This window comes from Butyrivibrio sp. XPD2002 (assembly GCF_000423945.1).
Lineage (GTDB): Bacteria > Bacillota > Clostridia > Lachnospirales > Lachnospiraceae > Butyrivibrio.
Map to the genome: position 1 here is coordinate 649,954 of NZ_AUIY01000001.1, position 14,779 is coordinate 664,732.

Here is a 14,779-nt window from a genome sequence, read left to right on the forward strand (position 1 = left end):
AGCTTTATATCAGTATCATACTACTTTGTGCTATAATCAGATAGTACAATTATTTATAGAGAGGAGAATATAAAAAATGTTTTGTCCAAATTGTGGGGCTGAAAATTCAGACTCAACTAAATTCTGTACCAATTGTGGTGCACCCTTAGGGGCTCAGAGCCAGGACAATGGCTTCTCACAGCCTAATTCCAATCCTGCAGGCTTTGATCCTGCAAATTCTTTTGATCCTTCAGGAAATCCTGCGGGCTTCAATCCTCAGAATGGTTCAAATGGCTATGATTTCCAGCAAGGCCAGCCGGCTCCTTACTTCGGCGGCGCAGGAATTACAGGAAGAAATATCGCTGTTGCGATCATCTTATCTCTTGTAACCTGTGGTATCTATTCTATTTACTGGTTCATAGTACTTACAGACGAGACCAATCAGCTTAGCGGTCGTCCTAACGACACTTCAGGTATTGTTTCATTCCTTCTTACACTTATTACCTGCGGTATCTACGGCTGGTACTGGGCTTACAAGCTTGGTGAGAAGACAGATGCTATCAAGAACGATCCCAGCGGAAGTTCTTCAATCATATTCATCATTCTTCAGATCTTTGGCCTTGGTATTGTAAACTATGCTATCGCACAGGATGCAATCAACAAAGCAGTAAACTATCAGTAATTACATGATTTAAGGGGGACGACATGATTCACGTAATTCAGGGCGACATAACTAAGGTATCCGGCTTTGACGCTATAGTTAATCCTGCAAACAACTCTCTTCTGGGCGGAGGGGGGCTTAACGGCTTGATTCATCGAGCTGCCGGTCCTCAGCTCAAGACCGAGTGCCGCAGATTGAACGGTTGTGAAACCGGAGATTCCAAGCTGACTCTTGGTTATGATCTTCCCTGTAAATACGTGATTCATTCTGTCGGACCTGTCTGGATGGGCGGTACCGCCGGCGAGGAAAAGCTTCTTGGCTCCTGCTACGCCAGCGCCATGCAAACTGCTCTCGATAATAACATCAGAAAAATCGCTTTTTCTTCCATTTCCACAGGTGAATACGGATATCCTTTAGACAAGGCTGCCAAGCTCGCAATAGCTACAGTCTCTGCTTTTGTTGCAGAATATCCGGACTCCTTTGATGACATCAGCTTTGTACTCTCAGATGATCTGAGCTTTAATGCTTATTCTGAAGAGGTCAAAAATGTAGTTGTTAAAAAGCCTGAAGAAAAGAAAAAGCCTGCTAAAAAGACAAAGTCAAAAGCAAAGACTTCAAAGGCTGCTGAGGAAGATACAAAGGATGCTTCTTCTGAGGAAGCTGTTAACGAAGACGTGATCGCATCTACTGATGCTGCTTCTACAGAACCCAAAGAGGAAGAAGCAGAAATAGAAATGCCCACAGATATACCGGTGCCTCCGATTTTCCAGAGTGCGCCTTACAACAGGTATCATATCGACTGGCTTATAGATGAAGTAGCTAATGGAACTCCGCACACCTACACCTGCTTCTGGCTCGCTGAAAAGAACAGCGATTTCTGTCAGCTGTCACCCTGGTACCAGGGCGAGCCGATTTATATAAACGGCCGTAAGTACCTCACTGCCATTCAGTACATATCCTCTGAAAAGGCACTTCTTTTTAACGATTTCAATTCTTACAAAAAGATCATGAACGAGTCTGATCCTGCTGTCTGCCAGAGACTTGGTGACAGCATCAAAAATTATGATGATTCCGTATGGAAAAACAGTTACAGGGAAATTCTTTTCAATGCGAATGTCGGAAAGTTTTTGTCAGATAAAAAATTCGCAGATGCTCTTCTGTCCACAGATGACACGGTTTTGATACACGCTAATCCTAACGATGATATCTATGGAGCAGGCATTACAAAGGAAGAACTGCTAACAGAAAACGGCGCCTTAAAGACACCGCCTCAAAACTGGCATATGGAAGATTCTGATTTCCAGGCTAAGAACGAGCTTGGCTTTGTTCTTATGGCTGTTCGGGATCTATTTTCTTAAGGCCGTCATTTAAGGCCTTTTTCACCTTTTCATCCATATCATTATTTACCTGTTCGGTAAGCATATCCATTATGCGACTGCTACCCTTCGAAAATGACAGCGCGGAATGGGATGTTTTCATGCGGTCTTTTTTATCATCATCCCTGTGATTCATCTCATAGCTCTGGCGCATGGTCTGATCTAAGGTTCTCATGGCCTGCAGTGAATCATAAACCTCTGAAAACTCAGAGCCCATCTTCTCTTTTACCTTGCTATCCTGCTGCAAAAGCTCACCCTTTCCAAGCTTATCAAGGTATAGGTCTGTCATTTTGTTTATAGAGGATGATAAATCGTAACTCATAGGCACTCCTTTTTCCCATATTCCTATTACTTATATCGGCTTAAAATGTCTTATCTTTTAGTAAGAAACCATATATAATGATTCTTATCACTATATAAAAAGGACTAATTCATGAGTATTTCAGAAACCTACGAGACAATTGAAAATAACGATACTCCCAAGGCAATCCTTGTGGGGTTAAATCATACAGGTCGCGATGAGAGGGCATTTTCCCACTCCCTTGATGAGCTTAATGCTCTGACCAAGGCCTGCGACCTAGAGCCTGCCATGACAATAACCCAGACTCTTCCTCATCCCGACCACGCCACATTCATTGGCAGCGGTAAGGTTGATGAGCTAAAAAACCTGATCAGTATGCTTGATGCTGACATAGTAATTTTCGGTGATACCCTCTCTCCCATTCAGATAAGGAACCTTGAGAGGATTCTGGACGCTGAGGTCATCGACAGAACCGGCCTTATATTGCAGATATTTGCGAAAAGAGCAAGAACAAGAGAATCCCGCATGCAGGTAGAGTACGCACAGCTTCAATTCATGCTTCCCAGACTTGCAGGCATGCGCACTGAGCTTAGCCGTCAGGGCGGAGGCAGCGGAAGACTTTCCAATAAGGGTGCCGGTGAGAAAAAGCTGGAGCTGGACAGACGTCGCATTGAGCAGCGCTGTGCAGAGCTCAGAAGAGAGCTTGAAAACGTAGAGCGTGAGCGCGATACCCAGCGTGCAAAGCGTATGAACTCAGATATCCCCAGAGTGTCCCTTGTTGGATATACCAATGCAGGTAAATCCACTCTCCTCAATTCTTTTATTGACGCCAGTCATATCGAAGAAAAGGACAACAAGAAGGTTATGCAAAAGGACATGCTCTTTGCAACCCTTGATACCACAGTGCGAAGAATTGAACTTCCGGGTCACAGACCCTTCCTTTTATCAGATACGGTAGGCTTTATCGATGAGCTTCCGACTACTCTTGTTAAGGCATTCCGCTCCACTCTTTCGGAGGCAGTTTATGCTGATCTTCTTTTGGAGGTGATCGATTTTTCAGATTCGGATTACATGACACATATCGAGATCACAGAGAAGACACTTCAGGATATCGGAGCATCAAAAATACCGATCATTTATGTATTTAACAAGGCTGACCTGGTGGTTGGGAACTCCGAGCACCGCTCCATGACCATACCTCACGTAAGGGATGACAGGATATATATGTCAGCTGAGGATGGCATCGGTCTCGATGATCTTGTAACCATGATCGAGCGCACTCTTGAGGGCGAAAAAGTGGACTGTGAGTTCATCATCCCCTATTCGGACGGCGCAGCCCTTCACGACATAACCTCAAGAGCTGAGGTGTCTGATACGGAATATACCGAAGAAGGCACGCATCTTACACTCAAATGCAGCAAAAAGATGGCGCTGAAATACATGAAATATGCCGTCTGAACATTAGTAATTTATTAGTAATATTTTATCGGAATTTTATAAAACAATAATTGAATAATAGTATAATAAAAACGGAACTATGTAGTTTTTATTTCCATGCATATATAGCAGGGTTTCGAAATGAAAAAACTTGTGCGGATTATCCTGAATCATTTTCAGTCTCAGGATATAAATGAATCTGTATATTTTAACAAGTTTTCTCAGAGCATACAGGAAGATAATAACAATCACCTGTATGTATCATTTTTCGTGTGTCCCCTGCTATATTTTTTAATGATAGCAATTTCCTGGAATGTCCAGGGCTCAATAGACAGCTTATCTATTGCTCTGTTCTTTATTCCCGAACAGATTCTGTATCATCTTATTGTTTTTCTTCATAAGAAGATAAGCCCCGATTCCACTCTGTCTGATCTGTACGCAATCTCCTACTACACCATCTTTGCACTTCAGATAATTCTGGTGGAGACAATTGCTTTTAATCACACTGAATCCATGTGGTTTCCTGCGCTGATAATGCTTCTTCCCATAATTTATGTAGACAGACTCTCAGGTTATCTGCTCACCGAGACAGCTCTCAGTATCCTGTACTGGCTTGCTGTTTTCATGATAAAGAGCAATAAGTTTGCAAAAAGAGATCTCATAGAAGGTATCATAGCCCTTCCAATCGCTATCTTTGTATCTCTGATGGTAAGCTCCATAAGAAATGCGCAGGCAATGCAAAATCAGTATCTTCGAGAGGAAAGCTCCTACGATAAGCTCACAGGACTTCTTAACAAGGGCGCTGCCAAGAAGGAGGTTGAGGAGTACTTTTCACGCAGACCTCTTGGTGAAAATACCGTTGTAATTTCAATCGATGCAGATAATTTCAAGCAGATAAATGACAAGCTGGGGCATTCAGCCGGAGACGTTGTCCTTGCCAATATAGGCTCAATCCTTAAGACTCACTTCCGCGTTGATGATATCGTAGCGAGAAACGGCGGTGATGAATTCCTGGTTGTAATGAAGGGCGTAGTTCCTCCCTTCCATCTCGATACCGTATGCCGCAGAATCCAGAAGAGCATTTCAGAGATCAAGGTCGAGGGTGGCTGGACCTTCACCTGCAGTCTGGGTGTTGTCATAGATACGCACCAAAAAAGCTTTGAATCTATTTTCGCAATGGCTGACGATGCCCTCTATGAATGTAAAATCCGTGGCAGGGACTGTTTCTCAGAATGGTACACCTATGATAAGCTTATCCCCAACGATAAGCCCCTTATCATGCTGAGCGCATCCAGAATGCATCCCAATATTGAGGAAACCGACGAGTATCTCAGAAAGGATTATGCCCTCATCTATGCCGAGAGCGGGAATGAAGTTCTAAACCTTGCCAGCCAGTACAGCAACCAGCTAAAGGTCATCATCCTTGATATGTCCATAGTCAAGATTCCGCCGGATCAGGTTCTTGCCTACATCAAGCAGCGACCTAACTTCTCACACATCAAGGTCATTGCAGCCTGTCCCAATCCCGATCACATTGCTATCGCAAGAGAAGGTGGTGCAGACGTAATAATTCCCGTACCAAATTATCCGGATAAAGTTGCAGCAGCGATTAAAAAATGCCTCGGAGAAGCCTGATACTATCAGCACTTCACGAGGCATTCTCTTTTTATTTCTTTGTCGCTTTCTTTGGCTCTTCCTTGGCAATCGGTACTCTGCTATAGGTTTCTGTCATGAGTTTTATACTGTTTGCAAGGTCCTCAGACAGAAAGTTGGGAGTTAATCTCCACTGCCAGTTGCCTTCTGAGGTTCCGGGAGTGTTTATTCTTGCTTCCCTTCCCTTGCAGAGATAATCCTGAAGAGGAACGATACACAGATCAGCTACAGATCTGTATGCTTCTCTTATTATATCCCACACAAATGCACCATAGTCGGTGTTCATGGAATTTACGTATCTTCTTGTAAAGGTTCTCTCCCCTTCACTTATCTCCTGTACCCATGCGAAGGTCGGCGTATTATCATGGGTTCCTGTGTAAACAACACAGTTTCTTATATGCCTGTGATTTACATAGATGCTGTCCCAGCTTGTAAAGCCGTACTGCAAGACCTTCATTCCGGGGAACCCTGAATCCTCCAACAGCTTCATATTTTCCTCTGTGGTGGTTCCAAGATCCTCCGCTATCATATTAAGCTTCCCGAGCTTTTTCTCCAGAGCATTGAAAAGATCCATTCCGGGTCCCTTCATCTGTTTGCCGTTTACTGCAGTCTCCTCTCCGAAGGGAACCTCATAATATTCTGCAAAACCATGGAAATGGTCGATTCTGATCACATCAAACCACTGGTAATTTCTCTGAATTCTCTTTACCCACCATGAATATCCATCCTTCTTCAAAGCATCCCAGTCGTATACAGGATTGCCCCAGAGCTGTCCCGTAGGTGAAAAGGCATCCGGAGGACATGCTGCCACAGCCTTGGGCTTTAAGTCCTTATCCATCTGAAAGGCTTCAGGATGAGCCCAGGTGTCACTGCTGTCCATCGCAACATAAAACGGCAGGTCTCCTATTATCTTAACCTTATGCTCCAGTGCGTATTCATGAAGCTTTTCCCACTGCTCTTCGAATTTAAACTGCTCAAAGTAAATAAATTCTATATCTTCTTTATGTTCCTTTTTTACCTTATTGAGAGCCTTCTCATCTCTCTTTCTAAGATTTTCAGGCCACTCAAGCCAGGATTTGCCTTCCTCCATAGCCTTTATCGTAATGTAGAGTGCGTAATCTTCCAGCCAGTATTCATTGTCCTTAAGGAACGTCTTATATTCCTTGGATTTTTCATTTTCAGAAAATCTATCGTAGGCCTTCTTAAGAATAAGTGTGCGGTTCTCATACATCTTGCCGTAATCAACCTTCTCTATGTCGTTCCCAAAGTCGACACCATTTACCTCATCCCAGGTGAGCAGTCCCTCTTCTATTAGTGTCTCAGGAGAAATGAAGTAGGGATTTCCTGCAAATGCAGAAACAGGCTGATAGGGTGAATTGCCAAAGCCCGTAGGACCAATCGGCAGCATCTGCCAGTATCCCTGATAGGACTTCTCTAAAAAGTCCACAAACTCATAAGCTTCTCTTGAAAAACATCCGATTCCAAATTTAGAAGCCAGCGAAAACACCGGCATAAGAATTCCACTTTCTCTGTGCATAAAACTCACTCCCCTCTGAACAAATACTTTTTCCTGTTTATATTATATCGCTATAAAGAAAAGAGCGCCACCAAAGTGACGCTCTTTAATAATCTCATATTGAAAGAATTATTATTCTTCCTTTTTCTTTCTACTGATGATAAGCAGGATAGCTATAGCAGCAGCTGCACCCATAAGTACAAATACTCTTGCAGTATTGGTTGTATCCTCAGTGTTAGCACTTCTTGCAGCGCCAAGAACTGCAGGCTCTTCGTTTGTACCATTGAGCGGTCTCATAGCTCCAAGAACTGCAGGAGCCTCAGGGTTAGGTGTGTTATTGCTTACCTGATCGTTGTTGCCACCGTTATCATCGTTTTTCTTAGGTGACTCTGTCTTCTTGTTATTTTTCTTCTTATTCTTCTTAGACGGATTCTCAGGGTCCTTAGGATCTTCCGGAGGATTGCCCTCTGTAGATGATGTAACCTTAAGTGTTCCGTATCTCTGCTGGATCTCGTAGTTTGAAAGCTTTGTTGTGCTGTTCAGCTGATAATCAAAGGTATTCTCCCTTTCTCCAACTTCAGTCTGAGATGCGAAATTGCTATATTTCTCTACTCCATCAGTTCCAACAAATCCACCATTGTCCTTGCCAGGATCAGCGATGCCGTTCTCTGTAACGGTCTCTGCTGTAAGAGGCTTTCCGTCATAAACCTTCTCGGCAGAAGCTGACACAAGCTCTACCTTTCTGGGCATTACGTAAAGACGACCAATTTCCTTAGTATCTGCTGTATCACCATCAGCATTTTTCTCTGTATCAACTGTTGTCTTGGTTGTAGAATTGCCATTAAGGTCTACCTCAGTCTCAAATGAGAACCAATCTTTAATGTTTCCTTCTACACCATCAACATTTGCTGTTACACCGCTCATATCAAGAATAATAGGATAGTAACGCTCACCGTTTTCATCAATCTTCTGATGCTCTTCATCTACAACATCAGTACCTCTACCGCCTGTAACCTTAAGTCCGCTTACAGTAACATCGATAGGGTTCTCTGCGCCTATATCAACTGAGATGGTCTGAGGAGGAATAATTCCAGATCTTGCATCTTCATCTGATTCCCCTGACTCATTCTTTTCAGGCTTATTCTTCTCAACCACAGTAGTGATATGAACGTTCATGTTAGCAGTCTGCTCTGTACCGTTGTAATAAACTCTTGTGATAGGTCCCTGTCCATCTGTATCAGGAGTGATAGCAATCTTGATCTTAGTTCTCTTAGACCACTTTGCGTAGAGATTTACATTATATGTAATGTTATCGTAAGTGTGTCCGACATCAATTCTCTCACCCTTGCAATCAGGTGTCATATACCATCCGTCGAAGAAATATCCTTCAGGAGCGTCAAACTTAATATCTTCTACACTGTACTTTGTGTTATTAACTCTCATTCCGCGTACTACAGGTGAAGCATTTTCCTTACCACAGTCTGCAGGATAATTGGAGTTATATGTTACTCTTGCGGAAACATATCCGTCGATGTGATAGCCATCAACCTCAAGCTTGTATACATACCAAACCACGTTCTTTTCTGTGAGCACTTCTGTGTTCTCGATTGTAGGATATGTTTTTGCAAGATATTTATTTATGGATTCAATAGTTGAAGAAGGTGTGTTTTCATAATCAACGTTATCTCTTACAAGTGTTGAATATGTTCCATCAAGGTTCTTATATTCTTTCTCCTCTTCATTATAGAAAGAATAATAGTTATTCTTCTTTTCATCATTAACTAAGCTGGCAAGAGGAGTCTTGATTGTTCCAAGCCATTCAACGCCATCGGGACTATAGTATACCTTTTCATCACTATGCTTATCCTTCGGCTGAGGCTGGAGCAGCTTCTGACCGGGCTTAAGGATATAGAATGCAAATTCCTTTGTATCAATCTTACGGAAATTTGCTGTATATTCTGCACCGTCTACGAACAGATCACCTGTAGCCTTAAAATTCTTTGTGGTACATACTACATTTCCATCCTTGTCGGTCCAGTTATATAAATAATATCCACTATAAGGATTAGCAGTTGCTACCTCGGGTTTCGTTAACTTAAAAGTGTAACTACGTACCCAACGGCCTAGCATAGAGACATTTCCACCAGCACTTGCGCTATATGTTATGGAAATCTCATTAGTTTCAGGCTCAGCAGCATCCCCTGCGGCAGGTACATTGGCATCGCCATCACTAACTTCAGGCTCTGTATCCACAGGATCACCTGCATTTCCATCAGAAGGAGCATCTGCATCGGCATTCTTTTCTACCTTATCTGCACTGTCTTCTTCCTCAGGAGCAGCTGCCTTATCGGCGTCATTCTGCTCTGCAGCCTTATCAACATCAGTGTTATCCTGCTTGTCAGCAACATCTTCTGCTGCTTTATCTTCCTTTACATCCTCTGCAGGCTGTTCTTCTGCAGGAGCTGCAGGTGCTTCAACAGCAGGCTCATCTGATGTATCGTCCTTCTGTTCAGTTGAATCTTCTGTAGGATCTGCAGGCTTTTCAACGTCCCCATCAGCCTTTTTCTCATCCTTTACTTCCTGATCAGCCACATCTGCCGGATCTGTTAAATTCTTCTCGATGTCTGCAGCTTTCTCATCGGCAGGCAAATCCCCAACCTGCGCTTCGATTGCTGGTGCTTCATCGACCTCCGCTCTTACTCCGAGACTGTTATAGTCGGAAGTAATGGTCGATGAAAGTAAAGCTATAGCCAGTACGGCTGTAAGCTTCCTTACAAAACCTTTCTTCATACTTATCCCTCCTAAATGCAAAAATACATAAACCATTATAAAGCGTTTCTATTACTGCGTTTCAACGGAATATGCACAGATCTGTGCATATTCCGTACTTGACAAACACATCATTTTATGCATATCCCTTTTTCAGACAAAAAATAACCCTTCATTTATCATTTTCATCAAAATGTCAAGGTTTTGATGAAAATTCATGAAGGGTTGTTTAAATATTTTAAGCTGTCTTTTTATCAAAGCTCTTTAAGAACTTCACATAAATACTCCCAGGTTCTCTTTGTAGAAGCAACACTAAGCTTCTCTCCTGTAGAATGAATATCCTGCATGTCAGGTCCGAAGGATACACAGTCAAGGTCCTTGATCTTTTCAGAGAAAAGTCCACATTCAAGTCCTGCGTGAATAGCTTCGATTTTTATATCCTTATTATAGAGTCTCTTAAATACCTCTGCCATCTTATCTCTAAGGGGTGATTCCTCAGCATAAGCCCATCCGGGATATTCTCCGGTAGTCTCATGAATACCGCCAAATCCCTCGATGATGATCTCCAGCTTGCGAAGGAGTGTTTCCTTAGCAGATTTAATGGAGCTTCTTACGGAGTAATCAAGAAGGAATGCCTCTTCAACTGTGCCTGAACTCTGGCTTGCAGCCTCTTTTCCTTCGATAGCTCCTATGTTACTGTTAACGATTTTCAAGATTCCAAGGTTCAGTGATGTCTCTACAAGTCCCTCTATAGAAGCGCTCATAGCCTGCGGGCCATAAGGCATAGCACAGATACATCTTGCCAGCTCTATAACCTCAGCACAGGGAATTACGCCTGATATAACCTGTCTCTTCTCGTGGTTCTCTGTAAAGGCGTCAACACTTGAATCAAGGTTAACTGAAGCCATGTTGGACACATCTGTTTCTTCCGGAGGAAGGCTTGTATCAACAACCTCCTCAACAACAATTGAAAGTCCGGGATCCTTTACGCCCAGTTCCTTCTTCAGCTCATCTTCAACCTTATATGCAATTGAAGAAAGCTTTCCAAAGAGTGCGAAGAATGATACATTAGGTCCCTTTATGTTGCCGTGCATCTGTGATGCAAGTCCCATGAGCAAAAGCTCTGCCTCGCAGTCAGTAGCAATGGCATTGTCAGCAACACCACCGTTAAGGGTTATAATACCAACCTCAAGGGCATCTGTGATCTCAAGAAGGAGTCTTCCCATGATAACATTGGCATTTCCTCTGCCCTTGACTATCATCTCACCGGAGTGACCTCCTAAAAGACCCTTAACGTGAATCTTAACCTTGATACCACTCTTATTTTCTCTGGTAATAGGAAGGTATCCATGGAAGCGTGCACCACCGGCGCAACTTACTATAAGTGTACCCTCTTCCTCATTATCAATATTAATGAGTCTCTTACCCTCGATATCATCACACTTAATGGCTACAGCGCCATCCATACCAACCTCTTCGTCAGTAGTAATGATAACTTCAAGCGGAGGATGCGGTATCTTATTGCTGTCAAGAAGTGCCAGAGCATAAGCTACAGCAATTCCGTCATCGCCACCAAGGCTGGTCTTATCTGCCCAGATATACTCTCCGTCTGTCTGCAGCTTAAGAGGATCCTTCTCCATGTTGATCTTGGCGTCCTTTTCACATACAGCCACCATGTCCATGTGTCCCTGCAGGATAACAGGCTCATGATCCTCATAGCCCTTAGTTCCGGGCTTTTTGATGATAACATTAAGCGCCTTATCCTGTCTCACATAGAGATCTCTGTCCTTTGCGAATTTCACAAGGAAATTGCTAATCTTCTTTACATTCTTAGAGCCATGAGGAATATTACAAATTTCCTCAAACCATTTAAATACTTCTTTTGGTTCTAACTTTTCAAGTGCCATTATTATAAATTTCCTTTCAAGAAAAAATTTAAAAGCTTTATATGCATCAATTAATATGATACCACAATTTTACCCCAATAAAAATTCCGGTCTGAGTAAGAAAACCCAAACCGGAACGTATGTAAAACTTTTTTATTATATTTTCTTTTTTAATCTCCTGAAACCGCGTTCTCGATTTCCTTGGTCACTGAATCTCCTGATCCGGGAGCAACCATCTTAACGAAATCGCAGCGTACTGTCACACGGCTTGCACCGCCAATGGTACAGGTAAATACTGTAAAGTCCCATTCACCCTCGTCCATTTTATCGACCTCATAGGTACCGATTTCTTCGATGTAAGTAACCTCGTAATAATACTGGCGTCCATCGATATCGGTCACAATAATGGTGTCTCCTGCAATAAGGTTCTTGAGATTACCAAAATGCCTCGTATAATTGTGGCCTGCCACAATCAGATCATTTTCATAAACAGATCCCTTATAGCGGCAGGGTGAAGTCTTCGCATTTGTAGAAGACCACTCTGTCTGGATCGGAAGTCTGATATCAATAGCAGGTATTGTTATTATTCCAACAAAAGACTGACCGTTAACATCAACGGATTTCATATCCCCTGTCGGATTCATCTCTATTGGAGTATTGGTAATCTGCGCTTCAACTCCCTCAAGGAGTCCTGCTGCACTCACTCCTGCTGCCAGATCCTCCTGCTGGTTATGTACCACGATATTTGCGGCAATCCCTATGCAGATGAATCCCAGCAGAATCATTATCCTACCTTTTGTGATTATTTTCATGTTAAGCCCACCTTTATATATATGAAAGTAAGCCCCACTATTTCACTTTAATCTACCTGTCGCCCCACCGTCAGCTATGCTGACAATATGATAATTATTTTCTTTTTCTCTCACTTCTAAAGCCAAGGAATATAAGAATTATTCCAACAATAGCAAGTATCGGAATAGGCCACCAAAGCTGACCTGTCTGAGGAAGTCTTCTTGCACCCAATACTGCAGGAAGCTCTTCCGCAACCTTTCTGATCGCGCCAAGTACTCCGCCATCATCTGAAGCTGAATCATTAGACGGCTTGTCGGGCTTATCCGGTGTATCGGGTGAATCCGGATTATCCGGGTTGTCGGGATTCTTAGGATTCTTCGGCTTATCCGGCTTGTCGGGTTCATCAGGTTCATCCGGTGTCTCAGGATTTTTGGTATTTACTACGATGAATGTATTTTCATTCCTTGAAATATTTGGTGTGTACTTATCTGAGTTCATAACCTCTTCTACCGAGAAGGTATGTCCCTTTTCAGATTTCCACTTGTACTGCCAGTTATTTGTGCTTGAAAGTGTAACTGTCTCCAAAAGTGATCCATCACAGTAGATCTTTACATCAATCGATGAAGGTCTGTCAGCAGACCCATTATCAACCCACTGCTTATATACCTCAAACTCTTCAGGATCTCCCTCGAGCTTTATTGCTTCTCTCTTGGGAATAGCAACTACATCATAATATGCATTTGACCAGGTTCCGTCCCAATCGTTACCCTGATTTTCTTCAAGGTTATTAGGACCGGGAACTACTGAAAGGAAATCCCAGTATTTGTACTGAATATCATCGATAACAACTGGCTCATTGATTCCAAGATAAAGTCCCTTATCAACGGTTCCAAGTCTTGCAAAACCTTCTGCATCAGATGTTCCTGTATAGCTGGGCTGAACACCATTCTCATTTACAAGAATTGTTGCCTTGGTAACAATACCGTTCCAGACATCCTGGTCTGCTATGGAATACATATCCTTAATCTCTGCATCCAGCTGATTGAAAGGAGCTACTAATGTAAACTCTCCGTTCTCGGATATTGAAGCCATCTTGTAAACCTTTACATTTACTCCAGCCATCTTGCCATACTCAGGCAGCTCTTCATTGCCGTCAAAGTAATAGTAAACTGACAATGTAGCATCCTTGCTCATGTCAATCTTACCAGAAGCATAGCTGTCTGATGTTGTGGCACTGGCTGTAGCAGGAATCAGCAAGACTGATAAAAGTCCAGCCATGGCTCCACCCATAATCCATTTCTTTGCCTTTTCAAAAATCTTCATAAAACTTACCTCGATGGTCTGCGCAGATCATCTACTGTCGCAGACTTTTTCTTCTTCCCTCGGTCTGATGTACTTGCAACAAACCAAATAAACAGAACTAATATGATCGGTCCTGCAATAAACGGAGCAACTACAAGATTATTAAACTTAGTTGCATCAGCAGGAACTATAAGTCTGGTTTCTTCATTATAATCAACACGCCTGCCCCTAACGAGCATTCTGTGAGTGTTAACGCCATAGGGTGTACACGTCACCAGCGTGACATAGTCTTGGTCAGGATAAATCGTCAGTCCCTGTGTCTCCTCAGGAAGAACAATCTGTATATTATCAACCTGATACGCGAAGGTCTGATTCATTATATGTAAGAGGAATGTATCCCCTTCTATCATTTGATCAAGCTCTGAAAAGAGCTTTGCGGACGGAAGTCCTCTGTGTCCTGATAAAATCGCATGTGAACCGGTTGTACCGGCAGGAAGCGATGATCCAGGTATATGACCTATTCCAACCTGCAAAACAGATTCTGTTACATCATGATAAACCGGCAGGTCAACGCCGAGCTTCTCAATCTCAATATGTCCCATTACTCCGGTTCCGGTGGGATCAAGTACTGAATGATATTCAGCGAGTTCTTCATCTGAGAGGTTAAAATTCATTCCTCTCGAAAGAATCTTTTCATTATATTCCTTGGCAGCATTCCACAGATTCGTATAATCTTCCTCTGTAAACGTAGACATGAGTTCTTCGTAATTGTTTACTGCTCTACTCTGATTCTTGGTATTTATATAGTTACTTACAGACGGATACAGAAAAATACCAAGGCCTACAAAGAAAACGGCTGCAAATATGAGGTTTGGTAATTGCTTTGCAAATCCCTTACTCTTCATCCTATTATCCATCCATTAAATGTAAGTACGTTTATATTCCCAAATCTGATTTCCTGAAAACCTGCATTCCGGAACGGACAGATGAGCCCGTCCCAGAACTACAGCATGTTTCTATATATATTGTCTACAGAAACAAGATTCATTTTTCAGTAAATTATATTTTTTAAATCTCTACCTGTAAAAAACTTATATTTGCCAAACA

Annotated in this window: 11 protein-coding genes; 4 read left to right on the forward strand and 7 right to left on the reverse strand. The window is 42.5% G+C overall.

What is annotated here, in order from left to right; genetic code table 11:
• The first annotated feature begins 76 nt into the window (after positions 1-76).
• Complete coding sequence (locus tag G587_RS24950) at positions 77-661, forward strand: DUF4234 domain-containing protein (protein WP_026491006.1); 585 nt, start codon at positions 77-79, stop codon at positions 659-661.
• Between the two features lie 23 nt (positions 662-684).
• Positions 685-1,998, forward strand: coding sequence for a macro domain-containing protein (locus G587_RS26565; protein ID WP_081679304.1), 1,314 nt, complete (start codon positions 685-687; stop codon positions 1,996-1,998).
• Here the strand turns inward: G587_RS26565 and G587_RS0102795 are convergent.
• A complete protein-coding gene (locus tag G587_RS0102795; RefSeq protein WP_026491007.1) occupies positions 1,970-2,338 on the reverse strand; it encodes a hypothetical protein in 369 nt (122 codons plus the stop codon). The genes G587_RS26565 and G587_RS0102795 overlap by 29 nt on opposite strands.
• A gap of 111 nt (positions 2,339-2,449) precedes the next feature.
• Between G587_RS0102795 and hflX the strand changes: the two genes are divergently transcribed.
• Positions 2,450-3,775: a GTPase HflX gene (hflX, locus tag G587_RS0102800; RefSeq protein ID WP_051200585.1), complete on the forward strand. Its 1,326-nt coding sequence runs from the start codon at positions 2,450-2,452 to the stop codon at positions 3,773-3,775.
• A gap of 273 nt (positions 3,776-4,048) precedes the next feature.
• Complete coding sequence (locus G587_RS0102805) at positions 4,049-5,389, forward strand: GGDEF domain-containing protein (protein WP_207637457.1); 1,341 nt, start codon at positions 4,049-4,051, stop codon at positions 5,387-5,389.
• A gap of 31 nt (positions 5,390-5,420) precedes the next feature.
• Here G587_RS0102805 and malQ read toward each other — a convergent pair whose 3' ends face one another.
• From malQ to G587_RS21140, 6 genes are all read right to left on the reverse strand, one after another.
• Complete coding sequence (gene malQ / locus G587_RS21125; protein WP_035785337.1) at positions 5,421-6,944, reverse strand: 4-alpha-glucanotransferase; 1,524 nt, start codon at positions 6,942-6,944, stop codon at positions 5,421-5,423.
• A gap of 111 nt (positions 6,945-7,055) precedes the next feature.
• On the reverse strand, positions 7,056-9,713 hold the full coding sequence (locus G587_RS0102815; RefSeq protein ID WP_026491010.1) for a hypothetical protein: 2,658 nt from the start codon (positions 9,711-9,713) through the stop codon (positions 7,056-7,058).
• A 233-nt stretch (positions 9,714-9,946) separates the two neighbouring features.
• Positions 9,947-11,599, reverse strand: coding sequence for an aminoacyl-histidine dipeptidase (locus tag G587_RS0102820; protein WP_026491011.1), 1,653 nt, complete (start codon positions 11,597-11,599; stop codon positions 9,947-9,949).
• A gap of 149 nt (positions 11,600-11,748) precedes the next feature.
• Entirely contained in the window at positions 11,749-12,390 is a 642-nt protein-coding gene (locus tag G587_RS24075; RefSeq protein ID WP_051200587.1) for a sortase, read from the reverse strand.
• 94 nt (positions 12,391-12,484) lie between these two features.
• A complete protein-coding gene (locus G587_RS24080) occupies positions 12,485-13,693 on the reverse strand; it encodes a Cna B-type domain-containing protein (RefSeq protein WP_026491012.1) in 1,209 nt (402 codons plus the stop codon).
• A 5-nt stretch (positions 13,694-13,698) separates the two neighbouring features.
• Entirely contained in the window at positions 13,699-14,577 is an 879-nt protein-coding gene (locus G587_RS21140) for a class C sortase (RefSeq protein ID WP_051200589.1), read from the reverse strand.
• Positions 14,578-14,779 lie beyond the last annotated feature (202 nt).

Coding starts and splice junctions, on each gene's coding strand:
- G587_RS0102820 (WP_026491011.1), bottom strand. CDS start 11,599: ATGGCACTTGAAAAGTTAGAACCAAAAGAAGTATTTAAATGGTTTGAG.
- G587_RS0102805 (WP_207637457.1), top strand. CDS start 4,049: ATGATAGCAATTTCCTGGAATGTCCAGGGCTCAATAGACAGCTTATCT.
- G587_RS24075 (WP_051200587.1), bottom strand. CDS start 12,390: ATGAAAATAATCACAAAAGGTAGGATAATGATTCTGCTGGGATTCATC.
- G587_RS24950 (WP_026491006.1), top strand. CDS start 77: ATGTTTTGTCCAAATTGTGGGGCTGAAAATTCAGACTCAACTAAATTC.
- G587_RS26565 (WP_081679304.1), top strand. CDS start 685: ATGATTCACGTAATTCAGGGCGACATAACTAAGGTATCCGGCTTTGAC.
- G587_RS0102795 (WP_026491007.1), bottom strand. CDS start 2,338: ATGAGTTACGATTTATCATCCTCTATAAACAAAATGACAGACCTATAC.
- G587_RS0102815 (WP_026491010.1), bottom strand. CDS start 9,713: ATGAAGAAAGGTTTTGTAAGGAAGCTTACAGCCGTACTGGCTATAGCT.
- G587_RS21140 (WP_051200589.1), bottom strand. CDS start 14,577: ATGAAGAGTAAGGGATTTGCAAAGCAATTACCAAACCTCATATTTGCA.
- G587_RS24080 (WP_026491012.1), bottom strand. CDS start 13,693: ATGAAGATTTTTGAAAAGGCAAAGAAATGGATTATGGGTGGAGCCATG.
- malQ (WP_035785337.1), bottom strand. CDS start 6,944: ATGCACAGAGAAAGTGGAATTCTTATGCCGGTGTTTTCGCTGGCTTCT.
- hflX (WP_051200585.1), top strand. CDS start 2,450: ATGAGTATTTCAGAAACCTACGAGACAATTGAAAATAACGATACTCCC.